The organism is Nocardia sp. 348MFTsu5.1 (assembly GCF_000383535.1).
Lineage (GTDB): Bacteria > Actinomycetota > Actinomycetes > Mycobacteriales > Mycobacteriaceae > Williamsia > Williamsia faeni.
This window is the reverse complement of record NZ_KB911513.1, coordinates 227,904-245,719: the sequence shown is the minus strand read 5'-3', so window position 1 is coordinate 245,719 and position 17,816 is coordinate 227,904. Positions and strand designations below refer to the sequence as shown.

Here is a 17,816-nt window from a genome sequence, read left to right as displayed (position 1 = left end):
TGTATTTTGGACGACATGAAGACGATCACCAGCACCGAGGCCAAGACGCGCCTCAATGCAGTGCTGGCTGAGGTCGAAAAAACTGGCATCTCGGTGACGATCACGAATCACGGTCGGCCAGTAGCGGTGCTCTCCCCCGTTCAGAGCACACCACGAACGTTCGGGCAGCTCCCACATCTGGTCATTCCGGAGTCGTTTGACGAACCGCTACCCGAATCCGAACTCTCGGTCTGGGACTCCACGTTGTGACTTCGATTCTGCTCGACACCAACGCGCTCTTGTGGCTGGTCACAGCGCCGGACAGACTGCCTTGGCAGGCCCGCGAGGTCTTGTCTGACCGATCCAACGAGCTCTTCGTGTCGGCGGCGTCGGCGTGGGAGATCGCGATCAAGACCCGGATCGGCCGGTTCGACGGTGACGCACTGCTGTCGGTGTGGAACGACACCCTGGACGCCATGAGTGCCACCGATCTTCCGATCGATTCAGCGGATGCAGTCACCGCCGGTCGCCTCAATTGGGACCACAAGGATCCATTTGACCGAATGATCGTCGCGCAGGCCGCACGCCGTGGATTCACGATCGCGACCAGTGACCGCCTGGTGCTCGAAGGGGCACTGGGCCCCGTGATCAACACTCGGTCATCCACCTATCAGGGGTTAATTACATAGCGGCAGAATGTAATTGGGGCGCCGGGGCGATGCTGCCGATCGGGTTCGCAGAGGGAGCTTCCCGCCCCGCTCGTGGCGGTACGGCGATCTTTGATTTGGCCGCCGGTGGTGGGGATTCCCCGAAGCCGCGATCACGTGCTGGAAGGCATCCGACAGTCAGTGCCAGGAAGACAATCCAGATTCCCGCGGGCAAGAGGTCCCAGATCGCCCAGTCCTTGGACCATTCGAACCTGTTGTCCAACACATGTTGTGCGCCGACTGCGAGTAGGCCACAGGCGGCGATCACCAACGTCGCCCACCAGCGTGCGACCCATCCCCACACCGACAGACCGGCGAGAACGGCACCTGCAGCTGCCGCGACGAACAGGTTGTTGTCGACGGACTCGAATCGCCAGCTGTCCGGTAGATGCTCCTTGCCGGTCAGATAATTGGCTGCGACAGCTACACCGAATGCAGCCGCGACCGCCAGGTAGCCCGCGAGACGGCGGTATCCGAAGCCAAAGCAATTGCTCAACCCACGAGACGGCGGAGACGCCGTCGGCGGACGCAGTCGGTATACCCGCTGCTTCAGCCAGTACTGCCCGGCCACGATCGCAACCATGACGACCGTGAAAGTTTCCAGGCTGGTCTGAATACCGAAGTCGGGTACCGAGGGCACATACGACCCGATCAACAGGTAGGTCGCGACAGCGGAGAGGACGAATCCGATCCCGGACGACAGCAGCGCCAGTGGCCGTTGGTCGGCACATCTCGCCAGCCTTTTGAAGGTGGTGACATTGCCGTCTTCCGAGTCAGGAATGTCCTCCAACGTCTTTCGCAGACGTCTCCACCTCCGATACGCGACTACAGACCCTCCGCACATGAACGCCCCGGCGAGAATGATGATTCCGTAGAAGCCCGTCTGAACACCACGTGACGTGGTACCTGCTCCCATGAGCGTGGCGGCCGCCAGGATGGTCACCATCGCCCACACCAGGCGAAGCGGGTCAGCCACGAGCACGAGTGCGATGCCGACGAGTTTGGCGATGATCAATCCGATCCGGGTAGCGACTCCGCCGACCGACCACCGCGATTCCTTTCCGGGGAGACATGCGCGTATCGCAAGCGGTAACACCCTGGAGGCCAGTGCAAATCGGTAGCGCGGGCTGATCGCCGCAAGCGTATCGGCGCCCACTGTCGTCACGATCGAGCGTCCTGGTCCGGGTGGTGGCGCAGCGATCAGCGAGTCCTTCAGAATCGACGACTGCAGATCTGAGATCGGTTCGGAACGCGGGTCGGGCCCCGATTCCGGCGTCTCGCCGGCCCGCAGGTCCTTTCGGGTGTTGTCCAGAACCTTGACGATGCCGGACGCAGCATCGAGACGGCCCCACTGCCAATCATTTTCGCGCCAGGTCCATTTGAAGAAACCCCCGAACCGCGACAGCGCGTTCCCGGCAAGTTTAGTGTCGGCGTTCATCAGACCTGCCTTGTCGGCGATGATGCCTTCCATCACCGATTTCTCCGGCAGCGTCCTCAGCCACTTGCCGAGATGTGTCGCACACGCGGCCTCGTAGAGTTCGGGAACGTCGATCATCGGGGTCTCGTTGCTCGTGATCTCGTCGTAGGCAATTATCGATGCCGTCGACGGAATACCCGTCACTGCGAAGATCTTTCCGATTTCAACGATGCCCACGTCGAGCGGTCCGCCCGCGTACAGGTGAGGGAACACCGACTCGGTCCAAGCCTGCTTGGCCTCGCTGCTGACCGATGAGTTCCCAAGGATGGCGGTCGTTGCAGCAGCGGTATCGCGTTGGATCGACTCCCGTGTGCCCTCCAGCAGATCCCACATCGCAGTCCGGAGTTCAACCTGCGGAATGCGCGGCTCCTCGGTCGCCGAATGGGTCTCGTACCACGCATCGAGCGCCACAAAGAAGTCGGCGGAAGCGCCCGAACAGACCTTTTCCAGCAGGCCCGAGGGCACGGTGAGTGCGTCCTGCGCGCTCCAGCTGCTCTCGAGTTTCGCATCCAGGCAATACCCTGCCGGATTTCGATGGGACACCCAGCGGTGCTCGATCCCAGTCGCATAAGACTCGGGCGCAATAGCGAGCACTTCGTCGACCGTTCGCAGCCGCGCCTCATTCGCCACTGCGATACAGCGATACAGAGCGCTTTTACGCTTCTTCAGGCATGGACCCAACACATCCGCCGCCGGCACACCAGAACTCGCAGCCGCCAACGCTTCCAGCGCGTGTACCCAGGCCAGCAGAACGCGGGCCGCGTCAAGCATCGCGTAGACGTCACGTTCCAAATAGGGTCCGGTGGCCTTGCCTTCATAGACCTCTGCAACCTTTGACTTCACTTCCAGCAGGTCTCCAGAATCAAGGACACCATAGTCAGCGGACACCCTCGGTGGACGGCACAGCTCCGAACCCGGGTCCGACAACACACGCGCAAACCGTCCGGCATCGACTCCGATGCGACATTGCAGATATCGGGCCGACCCGACGAGCGGGTTCGCTTCGGGCACGGAGCTCAGTAGGGCCGCGAAGGCTTCCAGTCGGCTCCGCAGTTCGAGGACCGAATCATTGTGGGTACGAATCAATGTCAATTCGTCGCCCGCTCGCTCGGAACGTTGCTTGAGCGCCATCGACTTGCGAATGACAGGGATCCACGATGCGGCGGACCGGCGGTCCGCTCGGGTCGCCGTCGGTGCGAGATCTGCTTGCCGAACCGACGGCGGTTCTGGATCCAGGTAGATCAGCCGTCGCTCGGTGGGCTGTGATGCGGGCGCGCGCTGGATGGCACGGATCGCCCGATCGATCGGAATATTGTCGAAAATTCCTCCGTCGACAACATCAAAAGCGTATTCATCGGTGTTGTTGCCCTCACCTGCAGGACGCGCGTACGGGAAGCAACGCGCCATATTGGTTCCCGCACTTGTCCCCTCTCCGGCATACGAGTAGACCGTTGCCGGTTCGAACGCGCCGGGAAAGGACGACGTCGAGCGGGCGGCCAGGGCCATTCGTTCCAGGGCGACGTCCACCTCGGTATCCCCGAATGCCGGAATCGTCGAGAATCGGGCATTCAATCCGCCCGGACGTCGGGTGAACGAGAACCCGGCGGCGTTGCCCCGGTCCGGCTGATGTCGGTCCTCGAGCAAGGTGGCCGCCAGTTCAACCGAAACATATTGCGCAACAGCTGGTTCAGGATTGAGCTTCACATCTTTGCGGTACCTCGGCGCTTCGGGGTCGAGCCGGCCGATCGTGAAAAGTGCCTCACTGATCACAGTGAGCAGGCGCTCGTCTCCCCGGAGAATCGACTGCACGCCCCCACGACCGCGCCCTCGTAGGAGTTCCCAGATTCCGCCCTTCTCGATCCAGGTGTCGTGAACCACTGTGTCCATGACAACGCCTCGACTTTGGGCCAGCCCTAATAGGACTGCGTTGAGACCGCCGGCGCTCGCACCCGCGAGGATGTCGATCTCGACGTTCTCGAATTGCGTCTTGCGCAACAGGTCCGCGTATATCTTGGCCCGTTCGTATTGCTCGTCGCTCTCCGCCGCGCAGACAGGGTAACCATCGATTCCCAACGGGCTGTTGCATGCACGCCGAAACAGATCAAGCTCTGCGACCGCACCCCCGATCCAGACGGCCAGGCTGACACCGCCTCGCATCGCCAGCGCCAGTCGAAGCGTTTTGTACTGGCCCTCTGTTGGATCAGCCATCGTTCCGCTCCATCCGATCGTTGGCTTGCGAACAGCATGCAGTTTTGTCACGACCTTCTATGCAATTGAACAACACCTGATGGCCATTCCGATAGGCGACTTACAAACGTTGCCCTTTCGGGCACTACGCAGGAGTAGATCTGTTCCCGTGCAACCAATTTGAACGATCCGTTGCCGGACACCCGAATGCGGGGAATCAAAGGTGAGTAGTCGAATACTCTATGCGGCCCGAAAACCCACCGCGACTCTGGACGTACTGCGAATCAATCGGTACAGAACACAAAGTGAAAGGGGTATCAAAATGTCGATCGACAACGCCTCCGTCGCTACAGCATCGAGCGAAACCACATCGGGAAATGCGATCACGCTGCGCCATACCGATCTGGATCCACATCGTCGACGCAACGCCTACGCCAGCGTCGCCGTGCTTGGCGCAGCGGTCTTCGGGCTGATCCTGGCCGCCCCGAATGACCCTGGTCACGTCCAGGCGATTACGGTCGCGCCCGGTCCGGGTCTCGGCACATCGGCTCAGCACGGATCCGGCTGCACTTACAAGGTCACGATCGCTGCGGACCCAGGTGGTGGCCTGGTGCACTTCGAGGATAGTGCCCCGGCAACCTTCAGTCGGCTCTCGCCGGTGCCGGCCGACAGGACTATCGAGATCCTGTGGACACCACTAGGCCCCGGACCGCACCTGATAAACGTACTTCAGGCGGACCAAGCGACGTCGCAGTCCGAAGCGATCGAAGTTGCGGTCGGCCACGATCTCGGATCCTCCTGTGTGGCAATGCCATTCTGAGTCAGGCGAGCACCATGTGCAGCGCCGCTGCCCCCAGTCAGTATTAGATCAGATCGAGGTCGGTTCGCAGCAGCATCACGTTGTAGTCGTCCCATCGCGACGCGGTGAAGTAGAGGTAGCGACCGTTCGATTTCGGGTGCACAAACGGGGCGTACATCCCATTGAGTTGCAGTGAACTGAACAACGTCTTGGCGTTACTCCATGGCCCTTCGGGATGTTCGGCGGTCCGAATCACGAGGCGCCCTTGGAGTTCGTTGCCGTAGAGGATGATGTACCGCTGCAGGTATTCATTCCATGCCACCGACATCTCGCTGACCGGCGCTGGGACAACAGCTTTCAGGTCTCCGAACTCTGTGGACCACGGGTCGGACGTGTTGTTGGTGTAGTACTCGTACTTGGTCAGGTCGAGGATGTCGGCCGGTTTGAAGCGGGCCAGCCAGGCATCGCCGAAACGGCCGTTGGGAGTCCCGAACTGGTAGATGTATCCGTCGTTGCCCGCCACATAAGCATTCATCTGGAACTTCGCGTTGTCGGGATTCACTTGCTCGACCCCGGGCAGTGCGGCGTCGACGTTGACGCGGAGCGTGCTGACGTCGGTCGTCCAGGTCTGGCCGTTGTCGTGCGACACCGCAATCGCCGAGAAGTTGGTGACCCACTGGCCGGGGTCACCCCACGACCGGACCGACATGTAGTTGATGTACTGAACGCCGCCGATCGAGATCGCGGTGGTGGGGATATCGGTGACCTCGACGTAGGGGACATCGAGAGCATCGATCATTTGCTGCGAATAGAAGGGCTTAGCGGCGGTCACGATCGATCCCGAGCTACTGTCGCCGGGGATAGCTGTGGGCACGGTGATCCCGTCGGAAAGGTCGTTGTCATCGGACCGCAGGAGTACGTTGTTCCGCCATTCCTGACCACTTACGTTGCAGTCGCCAAACGTGTCACCGAAGGCCATCAGGGTTTGGCCAGAGCCGTTGTCCCAGCTGATCCCCAGATCGGTACCCGAGATACTGAAGCGGGCGAGGGTGTTGTTCTGACTGGCCGGTCCGGTGACCCAGGAGACGGTTTTGGTGTTCCCGCCGATGATTATCGGCAGCGGACCCTGCTTTCCCTCGCGGTTGCCACCGCTGGAGCTGCCCGGACCGCTGCTGCCGAAGCCGCTGCTACCAGAACTGCCGGAACTACCCGAACTGCCGTCACCGCTGCTACCGGAACTACCGGAACTACCGAGCAGGCTCGACCCGCTGCCGTTGCCGCAGGGCGCAGCGGCGGCCGGTGCGGAGACAATGACCAGTCCGGTAGCGGCCAAAGCGAGCACTGTTGCCCCGATCGTTGCAGAACGAAAGGCGTGCATTTGGCTCCTTCGACGAACGTTCCCGTGTGACCCCTGTGGCTATTGTGACTGATGGGGTTAGGGTTCGATCGACGGTCACGTCTCGACTACGCAACGATTCCGGCGCCTGCGCAGGTGCTACCACACCCTCACGCACTGAGAATCCTTACCGGAGCAGACAGGACACCGCCATGAGCTTCACAGACGAAGAAGTCGCCTACCTACGCTCGCAACCACTGGCACGCATCGCAACCGTCGACTCCGACGGTCAACCCGACGTCGTACCAGTCGGATTCGAATACGACGGAACGCACATCAACATCGGCGGCTTCGCGCCCGACAAGTCCCGCCACCACCACAACATCCTCGACGGCAACAGCAAGATAGCCCTCGTCGTCGACGACCTCGCCAGCGAACCACTCGACTTCTCGGGTCCCCCGGAACCGCCACGCAAAACCGTGCACGGCTGAACAAATGCAATCCCCCTCCAAGTCCACGCCAACTGGGTTACCACCAGCGATCAGCCCGACGACACCCCCACAGAGAAGTCGGACGAACACCGAGACCAACCTCAGTACGGGTCGGGGCTGGAACACCCAACGCAGATACGTTTGATTGAGCTGATACGAAGATACGCATCTTGTATCATTGACGCAAATCTACATTCTGGGGATGGGCCTCGAGATGGCGTGTACGGCAGGGTGACAACAACATTGGTAGCCACTATGGCCGACATCGCTGGGCCCGAGTGGACGGACGGCATGGCCAAGAATGGAATGAAGCACTGACCGCGGTGGCCGCGATGATGCTCGACGCGTACCCGCACCAGTGGATCTCGCAACAACTACACGCTCGAACGTAGACTCCGCACGACGTCGCCCGCACGCGTGAGCTGGCTGATGTCGGAGCTGGTCGGGATCAAGTGAACCTCGTCGGTGCCGGCGGCCGCAAACTTCTGAAGCACCTCGGACAACTCGTCGTCGCTGCCCGAAAAGCCGGTGGTGGGAGCTATGGCGTCGACGAACTCGGATGGGATCCAGTTCATGTAGCGGCGAAGGTGTTCGTGGATCTGCGCGCGGGCCGGCTCTGGATCGCCGAGTGCGAACCAGAACGAGGTCGCCAGATGCGGTGGCTTCTTGCCGGCCTCGGCCCATGATGTTGTGGCGATGTCGAACAGCTCTCGTTGCTTGCCGGCGTCGAGATCGAGGGTGGTACCGGCCAATCCATCGGCCCAATGTGCTGCGCTACGAACGGTTTTGGGACCGATGGTGCCGACCAGTAGCTCAGGCCCACCTTCCTGGACCGGCATCGGCCCGACCGGAAGTACGGAGTCACTGACGCGCTCACCGGCCCAGACGCGTTTCATCACCGCCACCCGCTCGGCCATCCCGCGCATGGATTGGGTCTTGGTATCGGCACCCACCGATCGATAGTCCTCGTGCCGCCCACCGACACCGATGCCGACCGTCAGTCGGCCATCGCAGAGCATGTCGCCGGTCGCGAGTGCCTTGGCCAGCATCACCGGATCGTGCAACTGCGGGACGATCACGGTCGTCACCAAACGCACTCGCTGCGTCCACGCGGCCATGGCACCGAGGAGCGTGATGCTGTCCGGATTGTCGAAAGCTATTCGCTCGCCCCAGCAGAGTGACGAAAATGGTCCGTCATCAATATGTTCCGCCCAGGATCTGAGAACTGCTGCATCAAGGTCCGGTTCCATCACCGGCATCGTCATTCCCACCTGCACGGCTAAGATCCTGCCCCACGGTGCCTGTCGGGGAGGACTATCGCCGAAATCGACAATTCGACGCAAGGACGGGAAGTGCTTTCCCAAGCGCCATCAACGGTCTAGGACCTTGTCGATCCGGCTGAGCACCGTGTCGAGGTTGTCTGGTGTGGTGGCGAAATTGAGCCTGGCGTAGGAACTGGTGTCGAGGTCAGTGAGTTGCGTAAAGTCTTCACCCGGGCTCAGTTGCACTCTGCCCTTCTCGAGGATGATCCCGGCCGGGTCACGTCCGATGGTCGTCTCGGAGAAGTCGAGCCAACTCAGATACGTTGCTTCAGGCTCTACGTACCCGATCTCCGGGTGTGTTTGTGCCCAATCCGTGATGCGCCGGCGATTGCGTTCCAAGACCTCCATGGTTCGCCTTTGCCAGGCCGCGCTCTCACGCCATGCTGCGACTGTGGCGAGCCTGCTCATGATGCTGGGGGTACCAAAGAAGTCCAACGGTGCCCGGTCGAGCGCATCAGCCACCGCACTGTGTCCGATATGCGCTACCGCGCAGCGGATTCCGGCGAGATTGAAAGCTTTGGTGGCCGACGTTGCCGTGATGACAAGGTCTGCCACCCCGGAATCCAGCGAAGCAAACGGAATGTGCCGGCGACCATCAAACGTGAGGTCGGCGTGAATCTCGTCGCTGAGAACCGGAACATTGTGGCTCACTGCAAGATCGGCGAGCCCTGTGAGCTCGTCGCGGCGGAAGATCTTTCCGGTTGGGTTGTGGGGATTGACGAGAATGAACAGACCCGGGCGTTCGTCCCGGAAGATCTGGCGGTGCCGCTCGATGTCGATGGACCATCCGTCGTCGTCGCGGTCGAGTGGCAGCGGAATGATCCGTCGTCCGGCTCGTTCGATGGCCGCGAGGAACGGTGGGTAAGTGGGAACATGCAGTGCGACCGCATCTCCCGGCTGGGTTGCGTATTCGATCACGACCTGAAGGATCTGGATCAGGTCGCTGAATACTCGGGTGTCTCCGGTTTCGGGGTCCCAGCCGTACTGGTCGCGCATCCGGTCGGAAAACGCCTGTACCACCGGATCAACTGCGCGCCAGAAGGGGTATCCGAGATCGCCACGGCGCAGAGTGCATTCGATCTTGTTCTTGACCTGCTCGGGGACCCCCAAGTCCATGTCGGCGACCCATGCGGGAATGACATCGTCGTCGACGGCGGTCCATTTCGCGCCGTGACCGTCTCGTAGACGGGCGGGATCAGGGAAGGGTGTACGGGTTTCGGTCATCGGCTCGTCGCCGGATCTGGTTCCGCGGCGGTGATCAAGACGTCACGTAGTGTCTCCATCTGGCCGTGGTGTTGCGCGAGCTCCTCGAAGACGTGCTGCAGCGCAGCACCCTGGGTCAGATTCCCCGGTGGCCCGAGATACTCCCGCGGTGGTTCGGTCAGGAGTGCGGCCTCCGGTTCTGCCGCGGCAACGTCGCGGTGCAACTGTGCCTTCGCGACCCGGGTTCGTTCGATCAGTTCGTCGACGCTGCCCGTCGCGTGAAACTCTGAGTCACGGTCGCGGTCGACCGTTCTACCTCGGACGAATCCTCCTGCCCACGTTTCCATTACAGCCAAGCAGTGATGGAGCAAGGCATATGGGGTGTTCGCGCCTGGGTAGGCGCTCCGGTTGGCCCGCTCGTCACCCAACTCACCGACCACCGTCACCATCCCGGACAGGGCCCGGTCGGTGTAGAACATGAACTCTTCGCGGCTCAGCATCATTCTCCTCGTCGTCACTACCTTAACTGGTGACGGAGTTTGCCCTATCCATGGTCACCAGTCAAGATGGTGACGTGGGATATGTCTTTGTCAGTGGAAACTTGGCGCTCGACCTTGCGGGCACGCGCAAGTGGCGTCGCAGCGAGCACGAGGAGCTGCTTCATACCCCCTCTGACCTGGCAGCTTGGTGTGGCGAGTCAGGTCAGCTACCGAAGCGCCTACAGGTCGACGACCGTTCGTTTCATCGTGCCCTGGAACTCCGTGAGGCGATCTACGACCTCGCCGTGGCCAGGATGGCGGATGCGACGTTTCCGGTCGCAGACCTCGAGACAGTCAACGGGTTGGCAGCTGGACCTGCAGTGGGGGTCGAGCTGACCAGTACCGGTGTCGTGCGGGCCGGTGATATCGACAGTGCTCTCGCGGAGATTGCGCGATCGGCTGTCCTCGTGTTGTCGGATGCCGACGCTCCCATCAAGGAGTGTGGTCGCCCCAGTTGCACCCGCATCTACCTGGACCGTTCGCGCGGCGCCCGGCGCACTTGGTGCGGCATGGACGAATGCGGAAATCGTGTCAAAGCTGCGGCCTATCGGGCACGCAAGCGCGCGGACAAGGAATCCTGAGCCGAAATAAGCTCGGCGGCAACAGGGTTCGAGAGTGCCTATCTGGCAGGCAAGTTTTACGCTCCCGAAACATCACCCCCTTGACAGGTGACGAGCCGTGTCGGACCCTCTTAGAGTCACCTACTCAACTGGTGACGATCCCTCTAATGGAAGGCGCCGGCCTTGGTTTCCGCCACCTCGCACAGAACATCAACTCCCTCCATCACGTCCGGGGAGGTGGCAGCACGACTCGAACGTCTACCGTGGACCCGATATCAGCGCGGCCTGTTCCTCGTGATCGCCACCGCATGGCTATTCGATTCAATCGACTTGGGAGCGTTGACCTTTCTCCTCGCTCCGATCAGCGCGGACCTGGGATTGACAGCGACCGAGGCCGGCCTCCTCGGCAGCGCCACCTTCGCCGGGATGTTCATCGGGGCCATCGGAGCCGGAACGCTCGCGGACCGCTTCGGGCGCTTGCAGGTCTTCAAATACAGCATCATCGTCTGGGGTGTCGCGAGCCTTCTGTTGGCCTTCTCCTGGGATTTCTCCAGCATGGCCTCGTTCCGGTTCCTCCTCGGCATCGGCATGGGTGCGGAGTTCCCGGTCGCAGCAGCGTTGCTGTCCGAGTTTGTGCCCTCGGCCAAACGTGGACGGTATGTGGCACTCATGGAAGGTGCCTGGCCGATCGGCTTCATTCTGGCCGGCTGCGCGTCATACCTGTTGCTGGCCAACTCCATTGGATGGCGCGGCTTCTTCATCATCCAAGCTTGCCTTGCCGTGGTCGCCCTGGTTGCACGCCGGAACCTGCCGGAGTCACCTCGCTGGCAGGTGTCGCGCGAACGGCACAAAGACGCCATCGCCACGCTTGAACGACTCGAGCGCAACACGGAACACGCTTACGGACAACCACTTCCAGCCCCAGAGCTCAGCCTCGGCGCCGAGGTGGTCACGGACGAGCACGACGGACTGCGAACACTGTTCTCGCGTCAGTATCGGACCAGGACCCTCGCCAGCTGGGCGATGTGGTTCTGTCTCCTCGGCGGCTACTACGGCCTGACCACATGGCTCGGAAAGCTGCTCACAGATGCGGGTTTCGACATCGTCAAGTCCGTCGGATTCATCATCGCGATGGCATTGTGGGGCATCCCCGGCTTCATCAGTGCCGCCTACCTGATCGAGGTCATCGGCCGGAAGTTCTGCTTGGTCGGATTTGCTCTGGCCGCTGCCGTGGCGGCGTTCGCGTACGGCAACGCCTCCGGGGTGACCGAACTCATCATCGCGGGCTCGTTCCTGCAGTTCTTCTTCTTCGGGATGTTCTCCTCGATCTTCGCCTTCACACCAGAACTGTTTCCCACCCGCGCTCGCGCCATCGGGATGGGAAGTTCAACGGCAGCGGGACGACTCGGCTCGATCTTCGGTCCCGTTGTAGTGCCACTCGTGATCACCGCATACGGGCCGAGCGTCGTATTCGCTTCGAGCGCAGTCTTGTTCGTGACCGGTTCCTTGATTGCGCTGATCTTTCTCCCCGAGACACGCAGCACAGTTTTGGAAGACATCTCCACCTGAGACGGTGGCGTTGCAGAGATGCCGGCCCTTGGTCGATGCCAAATAATGTGAACCCCCAACGAGATTCGCGCCGCTTGCAGACATGTGCGCCGGGTGCAACAGGCGCGTACGTCGGCAAGCGGCGCGAATTTCGTGTAGGTTCTCATCCCAACATTGCAATCGCTCCTGCGGATTCTCAGCTACTTTGCACCCGCGAAGGGCCCAGTATTCTCATTTAGTTTGCATTTTCCGCCGCACGACCAAGCTGGCCATTCAGTCATCGAACTGATGCGGCGAGTGCCTTATCCGACACGGGCCCAACAGCACGTGCCGACCCATCCGTGCGACAAAATCTGTCACGTGACATCTGTAGGTGGCGTGGCACTGACTCGCGATGACTCGCCCGGTCAAGTTGCAGACCGAACCATGATGGACCGCTCGTTGGATTGGCAAAACTGCCTGCCTGACAACGCAAGCCGTAGCTCTGAGGTCCGACCGAAAGAATGCCTAACACGCGAGGGGTCTTTCACTACTTGCATCGAGTCGCGACCTACGGAGGGCACCACCGCCGTGCGGGTGCGGCACCCACCGACCAATGCGATCACTGCACGTCACCGAGGTGTCGGTCGAGTGCTGCTTCCCAGTGATCGATCTCGTGGGCAGAGAACAGGTGCAGGGTGTCTTCGGTGAGGATGTAGCCGACGTCTTTGCTGGCGAGGACTTTGGCCTTGATGACCGGGTCGTCAACGCCACCAGCAAGTCGGTCGAGCATCGCATCGAAGGCATCGGTGGACAACGGGGCGGCCCCCGTCCGGACCATCGAGCCGGACCGTAGGTTCGTTGTCGCCGTACGGACTCGGCGAATCTGACATCACCGGGCGATCGCCTGGCAACACAAAGTAGTTCAAACCGTTACGATCGCGTGACGCGACCGAATGCATTGCGAGGTGACGGGATTGGAAGCCAATGCGCTTCCTTCCTGTCACCCGATCGTGCAGCGTCCCTTCGATAAAGGACATCTGATGCGCTACCGCGCTCTCGCTCTCCCCGCAGTCGCGTTCGCCGCGCTGGCCCTCACCATCACGCCACCCGTTGGCGCGCCTACGGCCTGGGCTGACAGCGTGACCACGACCATCCCCGTTGTCAGTCCGGTGGGTGTGGCGATCACCCCGGACGGCTCCCGCGCCTACGTCACCAACTATGGCGACGGCAAGGTGTCGGTGATCGACACCGCCACCAACACGGTCACCGGCACCCCGATCACCGTCGGCAGCCGACCGTGGGGTGTGGCGTTCACCCCCGACGGCACTCGCGCCTACGTCGCCAACCAGTTTTCCACCTCGGTGTCGGTGATCGACACCGCCACCAACACGGTCACCCCGATCACCGTCGGCGGCGGCGCGTGGGATGTGGCGATCGCCCCCGACGGCACCCGCGCGTACGTCACCAGCGGCGGCTCCAACAAGGTGTCGGTGATCGACACCGCCACCAACACGGTCACCGGCACCCCGATCACCGTCGGCACCGAGCCTCAAGGTGTGGCGTTCACCCCCGACGGCACCCGCGCCTACGTCACCAATTTCGGCTCCAACACGGTGTCGGTGATCGACACCGCCACCAACACGGTCACCGGCACCCCGATCACCGTCGGCACCAATCCTCAAGGTGTGGCGTTCACCCCCGACGGCACCCGCGCCTACGTCACCAACTTCGGCTCCGACACGGTGTCGGTGATCGACACCGCCACCAACACGGTCACCGGCACCCCCACCCCCGTCGGCAACGGACCGCGGAGTGTGGCGATCACACCCGACGGCACCCGCGTCTACGTCACCAACTATCTCGCCGACACGGTGTCGGTGATCGACACCGCCACCAACACGGTCACCGGCACCCCCACCCCCGTCGGCACCGGTCCTAACGATGTGGCGATCACCCCCGACGGCACCCGCGCCTACGTCACCAACTATGGCGACGGCACGGTGTCGGTGATCGCGATAAGCAAGCCGAACCCGCAGCCGCCGACCTTCGGAAGCAGCGGAAGCAGCTAATCGCGGACGCGCGCTACGGCCCACTCCAGATCCGGGGTGGGCCGTTCTCGCGCAGTCAGCGATGTAGCGCAGCGACGAACCGTAACACGGCATTTCACCGCATCGATCACCCTCTGGGCCGAGCACTGGAACACCAACCGCGTAGCGAGCCGGGCGATGCGGTGCTGATTCATCAGTTGCTATGTGCAGCAGTCGAAATCAAGGCGCACCAAGATGCGTGAGTCGGATCGGGCCACGACTTGTTGAACATCTTTAGGCCCCTGTTCGTCCACGGGCAATACGGCAGACGGACACCCGAACCACCACGCGCCAGTCCACGTCACTCAATCCGACGTACATCCGGTGAGCGGAACCGCGCTGAAGCAGTCACCGGAAATTTGAAACCCTCGCCCACCTTCGTCTCAGATTCACATCACTGTGACGCAAACCATCGCGCTACCCCGGACACCGAAAACGCCATCGGCACACTAGAGCGGATGCTGCAAACAACGTGAGAATCCCTGGCTCAAATGCAAACAACGGAAAAGTGAAATGAGAAAATGCAATCTACGACGAGAACCTACAACAGTTGTTGTCAGCCGCGCGCCATGTCGACGAATTTGCTGAGGTGCAACTGATGGGCGACCGTGATGGTGGCGGTCGGACCGTTACGGTGTTTGCCCACAATGATATCCGCCTCACCGGCGCGTGGATCGTCGCGTTCGAAGGCGTCGGGGCGGTGCAGCAGGATGACCATGTCGGCGTCCTGCTCCAGTGATCCCGATTCACGAAGGTCGGACACCTGGGGACGTTTGTCGGTACGTTGCTCGGGACCACGGTTCAGCTGACTGATCGCGACCACCGGAACTTCGATCTCTTTCGCCAAAAGCTTGATGCTGCGCGAGAATTCAGAGACCTCTTGCTGACGGGACTCCACCTTCTTGCCCGATGACATCAGCTGCATGTAGTCGATCACGACAAGCTTGAGATCGTGCTTCTGCTTCATCCGCCTTGCCTTGGCACGGATTTCCATCATCGTGAGGTTGGGTGAGTCGTCGATGAACAGTGGCGCCTCGGAGATTTCACCCATCCGCCGCGCCAGTCGCGTCCAGTCGTCGTCGCTCATCCGGCCGGCGCGCATGTCACCGAGTTTGATCTTCGCCTCGGCGGAGAGCAACCGCATGACGATCTCGGTTTTGCTCATTTCCAGCGAGAACATGGCACTGGCCATGCCGTGCTTGATCGAGCAGGACCGCAGAAAATCCATCGCCAGTGTCGACTTACCGACACCGGGGCGTGCCGCGACGATGATCATCTGGCCGGGATGAAGTCCGTTGGTGAGTTCGTCGAGATCGTGAAAGCCCGTCGGCACACCCCGGGAGAGCCCACCCGTTGAGGCGATGGAGTCGATCTCGTCCATCGTCGGCTGCAGCAACTCTTCCAGTGGCACATAATCTTCGGTGGTCCGGCGCTCGGTGACCTCGTAGATCTCGGCCTGCGCACGGTCGACCACTTCGGCCACATCCTGGCCGTCGGCACCGGCGTAACCGAACTGCACGATGCGGGTACCGGCCTCGACGAGCCGCCGCAGGATCGACTTCTCGGCGACGATTTCGGCGTAGTAACCCGCGTTGGCTGCGGTCGGAACCGTGGAGATCAGCGTGTGCAGGTACGGCGCACCGCCCACTCGACGCAGTTCACCCATCCGGTCGAGCTGGCCGGCCACGGTGACAGCGTCGGCCGGCTCGCCTTTGCCGTACAGGTCGAGGATGGCGTCGTACACGGACTGGTGCGCGGGCTTGTAGAAGTCTCCCGGACGCAGCTTCTCGAGAACGTCGGCGATGGCGTCTTTCGAGAGCATCATTCCGCCCAGGACGGATTGCTCTGCAGCCATGTCCTGCGGAGGTTGACGACCAAAATCCTCGCTCGGGGGTGCCTGATCCCTAGGTTCGGCATGTCCGCGGTCATCAACGACGGCCAAGATGCCACCCTTCGCTAGTTTGTTCGGTTCAAGTCTCGCAGGCCTGTCCGACAGGGCGGAGCAGCCATGCCGGAGTCGACTTGATTCGACACGCTCCGGCAGACACTAAGGGTTGGTGACCATCCCGCCAAACGGGCCTGTGCACCATCCTGTTGACCAGCTGTGGACCGTCCGACACATCTTGTTAGCGCCCTGTGTGCAACTTGTGGATAACACAAGTTGCGGTTCCCAACGTCGCAGGTCAGGTACCATTTAAGAAGTTTAGTTACTGTGGATAGCGTTCTTGCGGCGTGTCCCGAGATGTCCGATTTCGGGCGTGTTCGGTTTGACTCACGATGAATTACAGGTATCGCCTAGCTTTCGGAACTTCGAACACCCCGGAAGTTAGTTTTGGTGGCAAACCTGATCGCCACCATCGTTTCCGCAAGGACCCCGAACCTGCCACACGATCGCATCCAAAGTGGTGCAATGATGTGTTCACAGCATCGACTGCGGGGAGGCGTTCGTGCGAAAAATACTTGGGGTGATCGCTGCGGTCGCCACGGTGGCGGCATTGCTGACAACGGGCTCGGTGGCCTCGGCGGCACCTGCCCCCGACTATCACCAGGTGCCGGACCTGTCCGGTTACTCGGCGGTCGATCCGGCGCCTTACCGCTCCCCGGATTACGCCGACAACGGACGCACCTTCTTCGTCACCCCGAGCGGTCGCACCTGCGCACTGGGCCCCGGCCGCGGCTACAACGGCTGCAGCGGACATCCACAGACCGCGCCCCCGGGAAAGGCCGGCGCGGCAATCTCAGGTGGGCAAAACGGGCCTTACTGGATCCCGTCCAACACCAGTTACCGGACCACACCAAAGGGATGGTTCAGCGCCCCGCTGCTCGACATCGGACAATCCATCACCGTCGACGAATCAAAATGTGCGGTCAGCTCTGACGGGGTGACCTGTGTTGCCGGTCCGCGTGCGTTCACCCTCACCGCATTCTGGTTCAAGTTCGTCTATCCGGCCGGCGACCAGTATCACGACGTGAACTCCGACCCGAAATTCCTACCTGCCGACCAGCGTTGACAACTGGTTCTCGACAGCCCGTGCACGCCCGCCCACCTCGCCTCGATTCACTTGTCGTCACCGAGTGCTTCCGAATAGGTCTGCATCGCACCGCACATCGCCTCGAAAACGCGGTGCGCGGCTTCGAGGTCGGCGTCGGGTAGGTCCGCGATCGCGTCGCGCATATGCCCGCCCAGCGGCGCAAAGAATGCCCGCGCGACGGCCATCCCGTGATCGTCGTAGTGCAACATCACTTTTCGGCGGTCGGCGGCGTGCGAAGCCCGCCTGATGTGATTGCTCGCGATCAGTCGCTCCACCAGATGCGTCACCGCACCGCCGGTCACCTGCATCCGGTGGCCCAGCGCACCCGCGGTCAACGGTTCACCCTGTGAGTCGGCGACCATCACGTACAAGAGCGCACGAAAATCGTTCGCGGTGAGGTTGTTCCGCTGCGCGAACACTCGCGTGATCTGATCCGATTCGGCATTGAGTTGTCGCAGGTCGGCGGACATCTGTGCCTCCAGCGCCCCGCGCGGATCCTCTGCGTGCGGTTCGTCGGGCACTGGAGTTCCTCCTTCGGCCGCCACCAGGCGAACCAGATAGTTTAGT

General features: G+C 61.6%; 16 protein-coding genes. 8 read left to right on the top strand and 8 right to left on the bottom strand.

Features of this window, described 5'->3' with window-relative positions:
• Nucleotides 1-15: 15 nt before the first annotated feature.
• Together H290_RS0111745 and H290_RS0111740 are read left to right on the top strand one after the other, a co-directional pair.
• Entirely contained in the window at nucleotides 16-249 is a 234-nt protein-coding gene (locus tag H290_RS0111745; protein ID WP_020107003.1) for a type II toxin-antitoxin system Phd/YefM family antitoxin, read from the top strand.
• A complete protein-coding gene (locus H290_RS0111740) occupies nucleotides 246-668 on the top strand; it encodes a type II toxin-antitoxin system VapC family toxin (RefSeq protein ID WP_020107002.1) in 423 nt (140 codons plus the stop codon). The genes H290_RS0111745 and H290_RS0111740 overlap by 4 nt, the downstream gene beginning before the upstream one ends.
• On the opposite strand, the gene H290_RS0111735 is transcribed toward H290_RS0111740, so the two are convergent.
• Nucleotides 661-4,371 (bottom strand): DUF3376 domain-containing protein, encoded by a 3,711-nt coding sequence (locus H290_RS0111735; protein ID WP_081631560.1) that lies wholly within the window; start codon nucleotides 4,369-4,371, stop codon nucleotides 661-663. The genes H290_RS0111740 and H290_RS0111735 overlap by 8 nt on opposite strands.
• A 301-nt stretch (nucleotides 4,372-4,672) precedes the next feature.
• Here H290_RS0111735 and H290_RS0111730 point away from each other — a divergent pair, with 301 nt between their 5' ends.
• Nucleotides 4,673-5,170 carry a hypothetical protein gene (locus H290_RS0111730; RefSeq protein WP_020107000.1) on the top strand — a complete coding sequence of 166 codons (498 nt, stop codon included), beginning with the start codon at nucleotides 4,673-4,675 and terminating at the stop codon, nucleotides 5,168-5,170.
• A 43-nt stretch (nucleotides 5,171-5,213) separates the two neighbouring features.
• On the opposite strand, the gene H290_RS0111725 is transcribed toward H290_RS0111730, so the two are convergent.
• Complete coding sequence (locus tag H290_RS0111725) at nucleotides 5,214-6,527, bottom strand: DUF4185 domain-containing protein (protein ID WP_020106999.1); 1,314 nt, start codon at nucleotides 6,525-6,527, stop codon at nucleotides 5,214-5,216.
• A gap of 170 nt (nucleotides 6,528-6,697) precedes the next feature.
• Between H290_RS0111725 and H290_RS28400 the strand changes: the two genes are divergently transcribed.
• On the top strand, nucleotides 6,698-6,976 hold the full coding sequence (locus H290_RS28400; protein WP_020106998.1) for a PPOX class F420-dependent oxidoreductase: 279 nt from the start codon (nucleotides 6,698-6,700) through the stop codon (nucleotides 6,974-6,976).
• A gap of 374 nt (nucleotides 6,977-7,350) precedes the next feature.
• Here H290_RS28400 and H290_RS0111715 read toward each other — a convergent pair whose 3' ends face one another.
• The 3 genes from H290_RS0111715 to H290_RS0111705 all read right to left on the bottom strand — a co-directional run bounded on the left by H290_RS0111715 (nucleotide 7,351) and on the right by H290_RS0111705 (nucleotide 10,001).
• Nucleotides 7,351-8,241 (bottom strand): LLM class flavin-dependent oxidoreductase, encoded by an 891-nt coding sequence (locus H290_RS0111715; protein WP_036518760.1) that lies wholly within the window; start codon nucleotides 8,239-8,241, stop codon nucleotides 7,351-7,353.
• 105 nt (nucleotides 8,242-8,346) lie between these two features.
• Nucleotides 8,347-9,522 carry a MalY/PatB family protein gene (locus H290_RS0111710; protein ID WP_020106996.1) on the bottom strand — a complete coding sequence of 392 codons (1,176 nt, stop codon included), beginning with the start codon at nucleotides 9,520-9,522 and terminating at the stop codon, nucleotides 8,347-8,349.
• On the bottom strand, nucleotides 9,519-10,001 hold the full coding sequence (locus H290_RS0111705) for a DinB family protein (protein WP_028463069.1): 483 nt from the start codon (nucleotides 9,999-10,001) through the stop codon (nucleotides 9,519-9,521). Before H290_RS0111705 ends, H290_RS0111710 begins: the two co-directional genes overlap by 4 nt.
• 74 nt (nucleotides 10,002-10,075) lie before the next feature.
• On the opposite strand from H290_RS0111705, the gene H290_RS0111700 reads away from it, so the two are divergent.
• Together H290_RS0111700 and H290_RS0111695 are read left to right on the top strand one after the other, a co-directional pair.
• Complete coding sequence (locus tag H290_RS0111700) at nucleotides 10,076-10,621, top strand: ABATE domain-containing protein (RefSeq protein ID WP_028463068.1); 546 nt, start codon at nucleotides 10,076-10,078, stop codon at nucleotides 10,619-10,621.
• A gap of 216 nt (nucleotides 10,622-10,837) precedes the next feature.
• Nucleotides 10,838-12,169 carry an MFS transporter gene (locus tag H290_RS0111695; RefSeq protein WP_020106993.1) on the top strand — a complete coding sequence of 444 codons (1,332 nt, stop codon included), beginning with the start codon at nucleotides 10,838-10,840 and terminating at the stop codon, nucleotides 12,167-12,169.
• A gap of 580 nt (nucleotides 12,170-12,749) precedes the next feature.
• Here H290_RS0111695 and H290_RS0111690 read toward each other — a convergent pair.
• Nucleotides 12,750-12,968 carry a hypothetical protein gene (locus H290_RS0111690; RefSeq protein WP_020106992.1) on the bottom strand — a complete coding sequence of 73 codons (219 nt, stop codon included), beginning with the start codon at nucleotides 12,966-12,968 and terminating at the stop codon, nucleotides 12,750-12,752.
• Nucleotides 12,969-13,170: 202 nt separating this feature from the next.
• On the opposite strand from H290_RS0111690, the gene H290_RS28395 reads away from it, so the two are divergent.
• Nucleotides 13,171-14,199 (top strand): beta-propeller fold lactonase family protein, encoded by a 1,029-nt coding sequence (locus H290_RS28395; protein ID WP_020106991.1) that lies wholly within the window; start codon nucleotides 13,171-13,173, stop codon nucleotides 14,197-14,199.
• A gap of 574 nt (nucleotides 14,200-14,773) precedes the next feature.
• Here H290_RS28395 and dnaB read toward each other — a convergent pair.
• Complete coding sequence (gene dnaB / locus H290_RS0111680; protein WP_155976805.1) at nucleotides 14,774-16,159, bottom strand: replicative DNA helicase; 1,386 nt, start codon at nucleotides 16,157-16,159, stop codon at nucleotides 14,774-14,776.
• Between the two features lie 505 nt (nucleotides 16,160-16,664).
• Between dnaB and H290_RS28390 the strand changes: the two genes are divergently transcribed.
• Complete coding sequence (locus H290_RS28390; protein ID WP_155976804.1) at nucleotides 16,665-17,228, top strand: hypothetical protein; 564 nt, start codon at nucleotides 16,665-16,667, stop codon at nucleotides 17,226-17,228.
• A gap of 47 nt (nucleotides 17,229-17,275) precedes the next feature.
• Here H290_RS28390 and H290_RS0111670 read toward each other — a convergent pair whose 3' ends face one another.
• Complete coding sequence (locus H290_RS0111670; protein WP_020106988.1) at nucleotides 17,276-17,770, bottom strand: MarR family transcriptional regulator; 495 nt, start codon at nucleotides 17,768-17,770, stop codon at nucleotides 17,276-17,278.
• Between the last annotated feature and the right edge of the window lie 46 nt (nucleotides 17,771-17,816).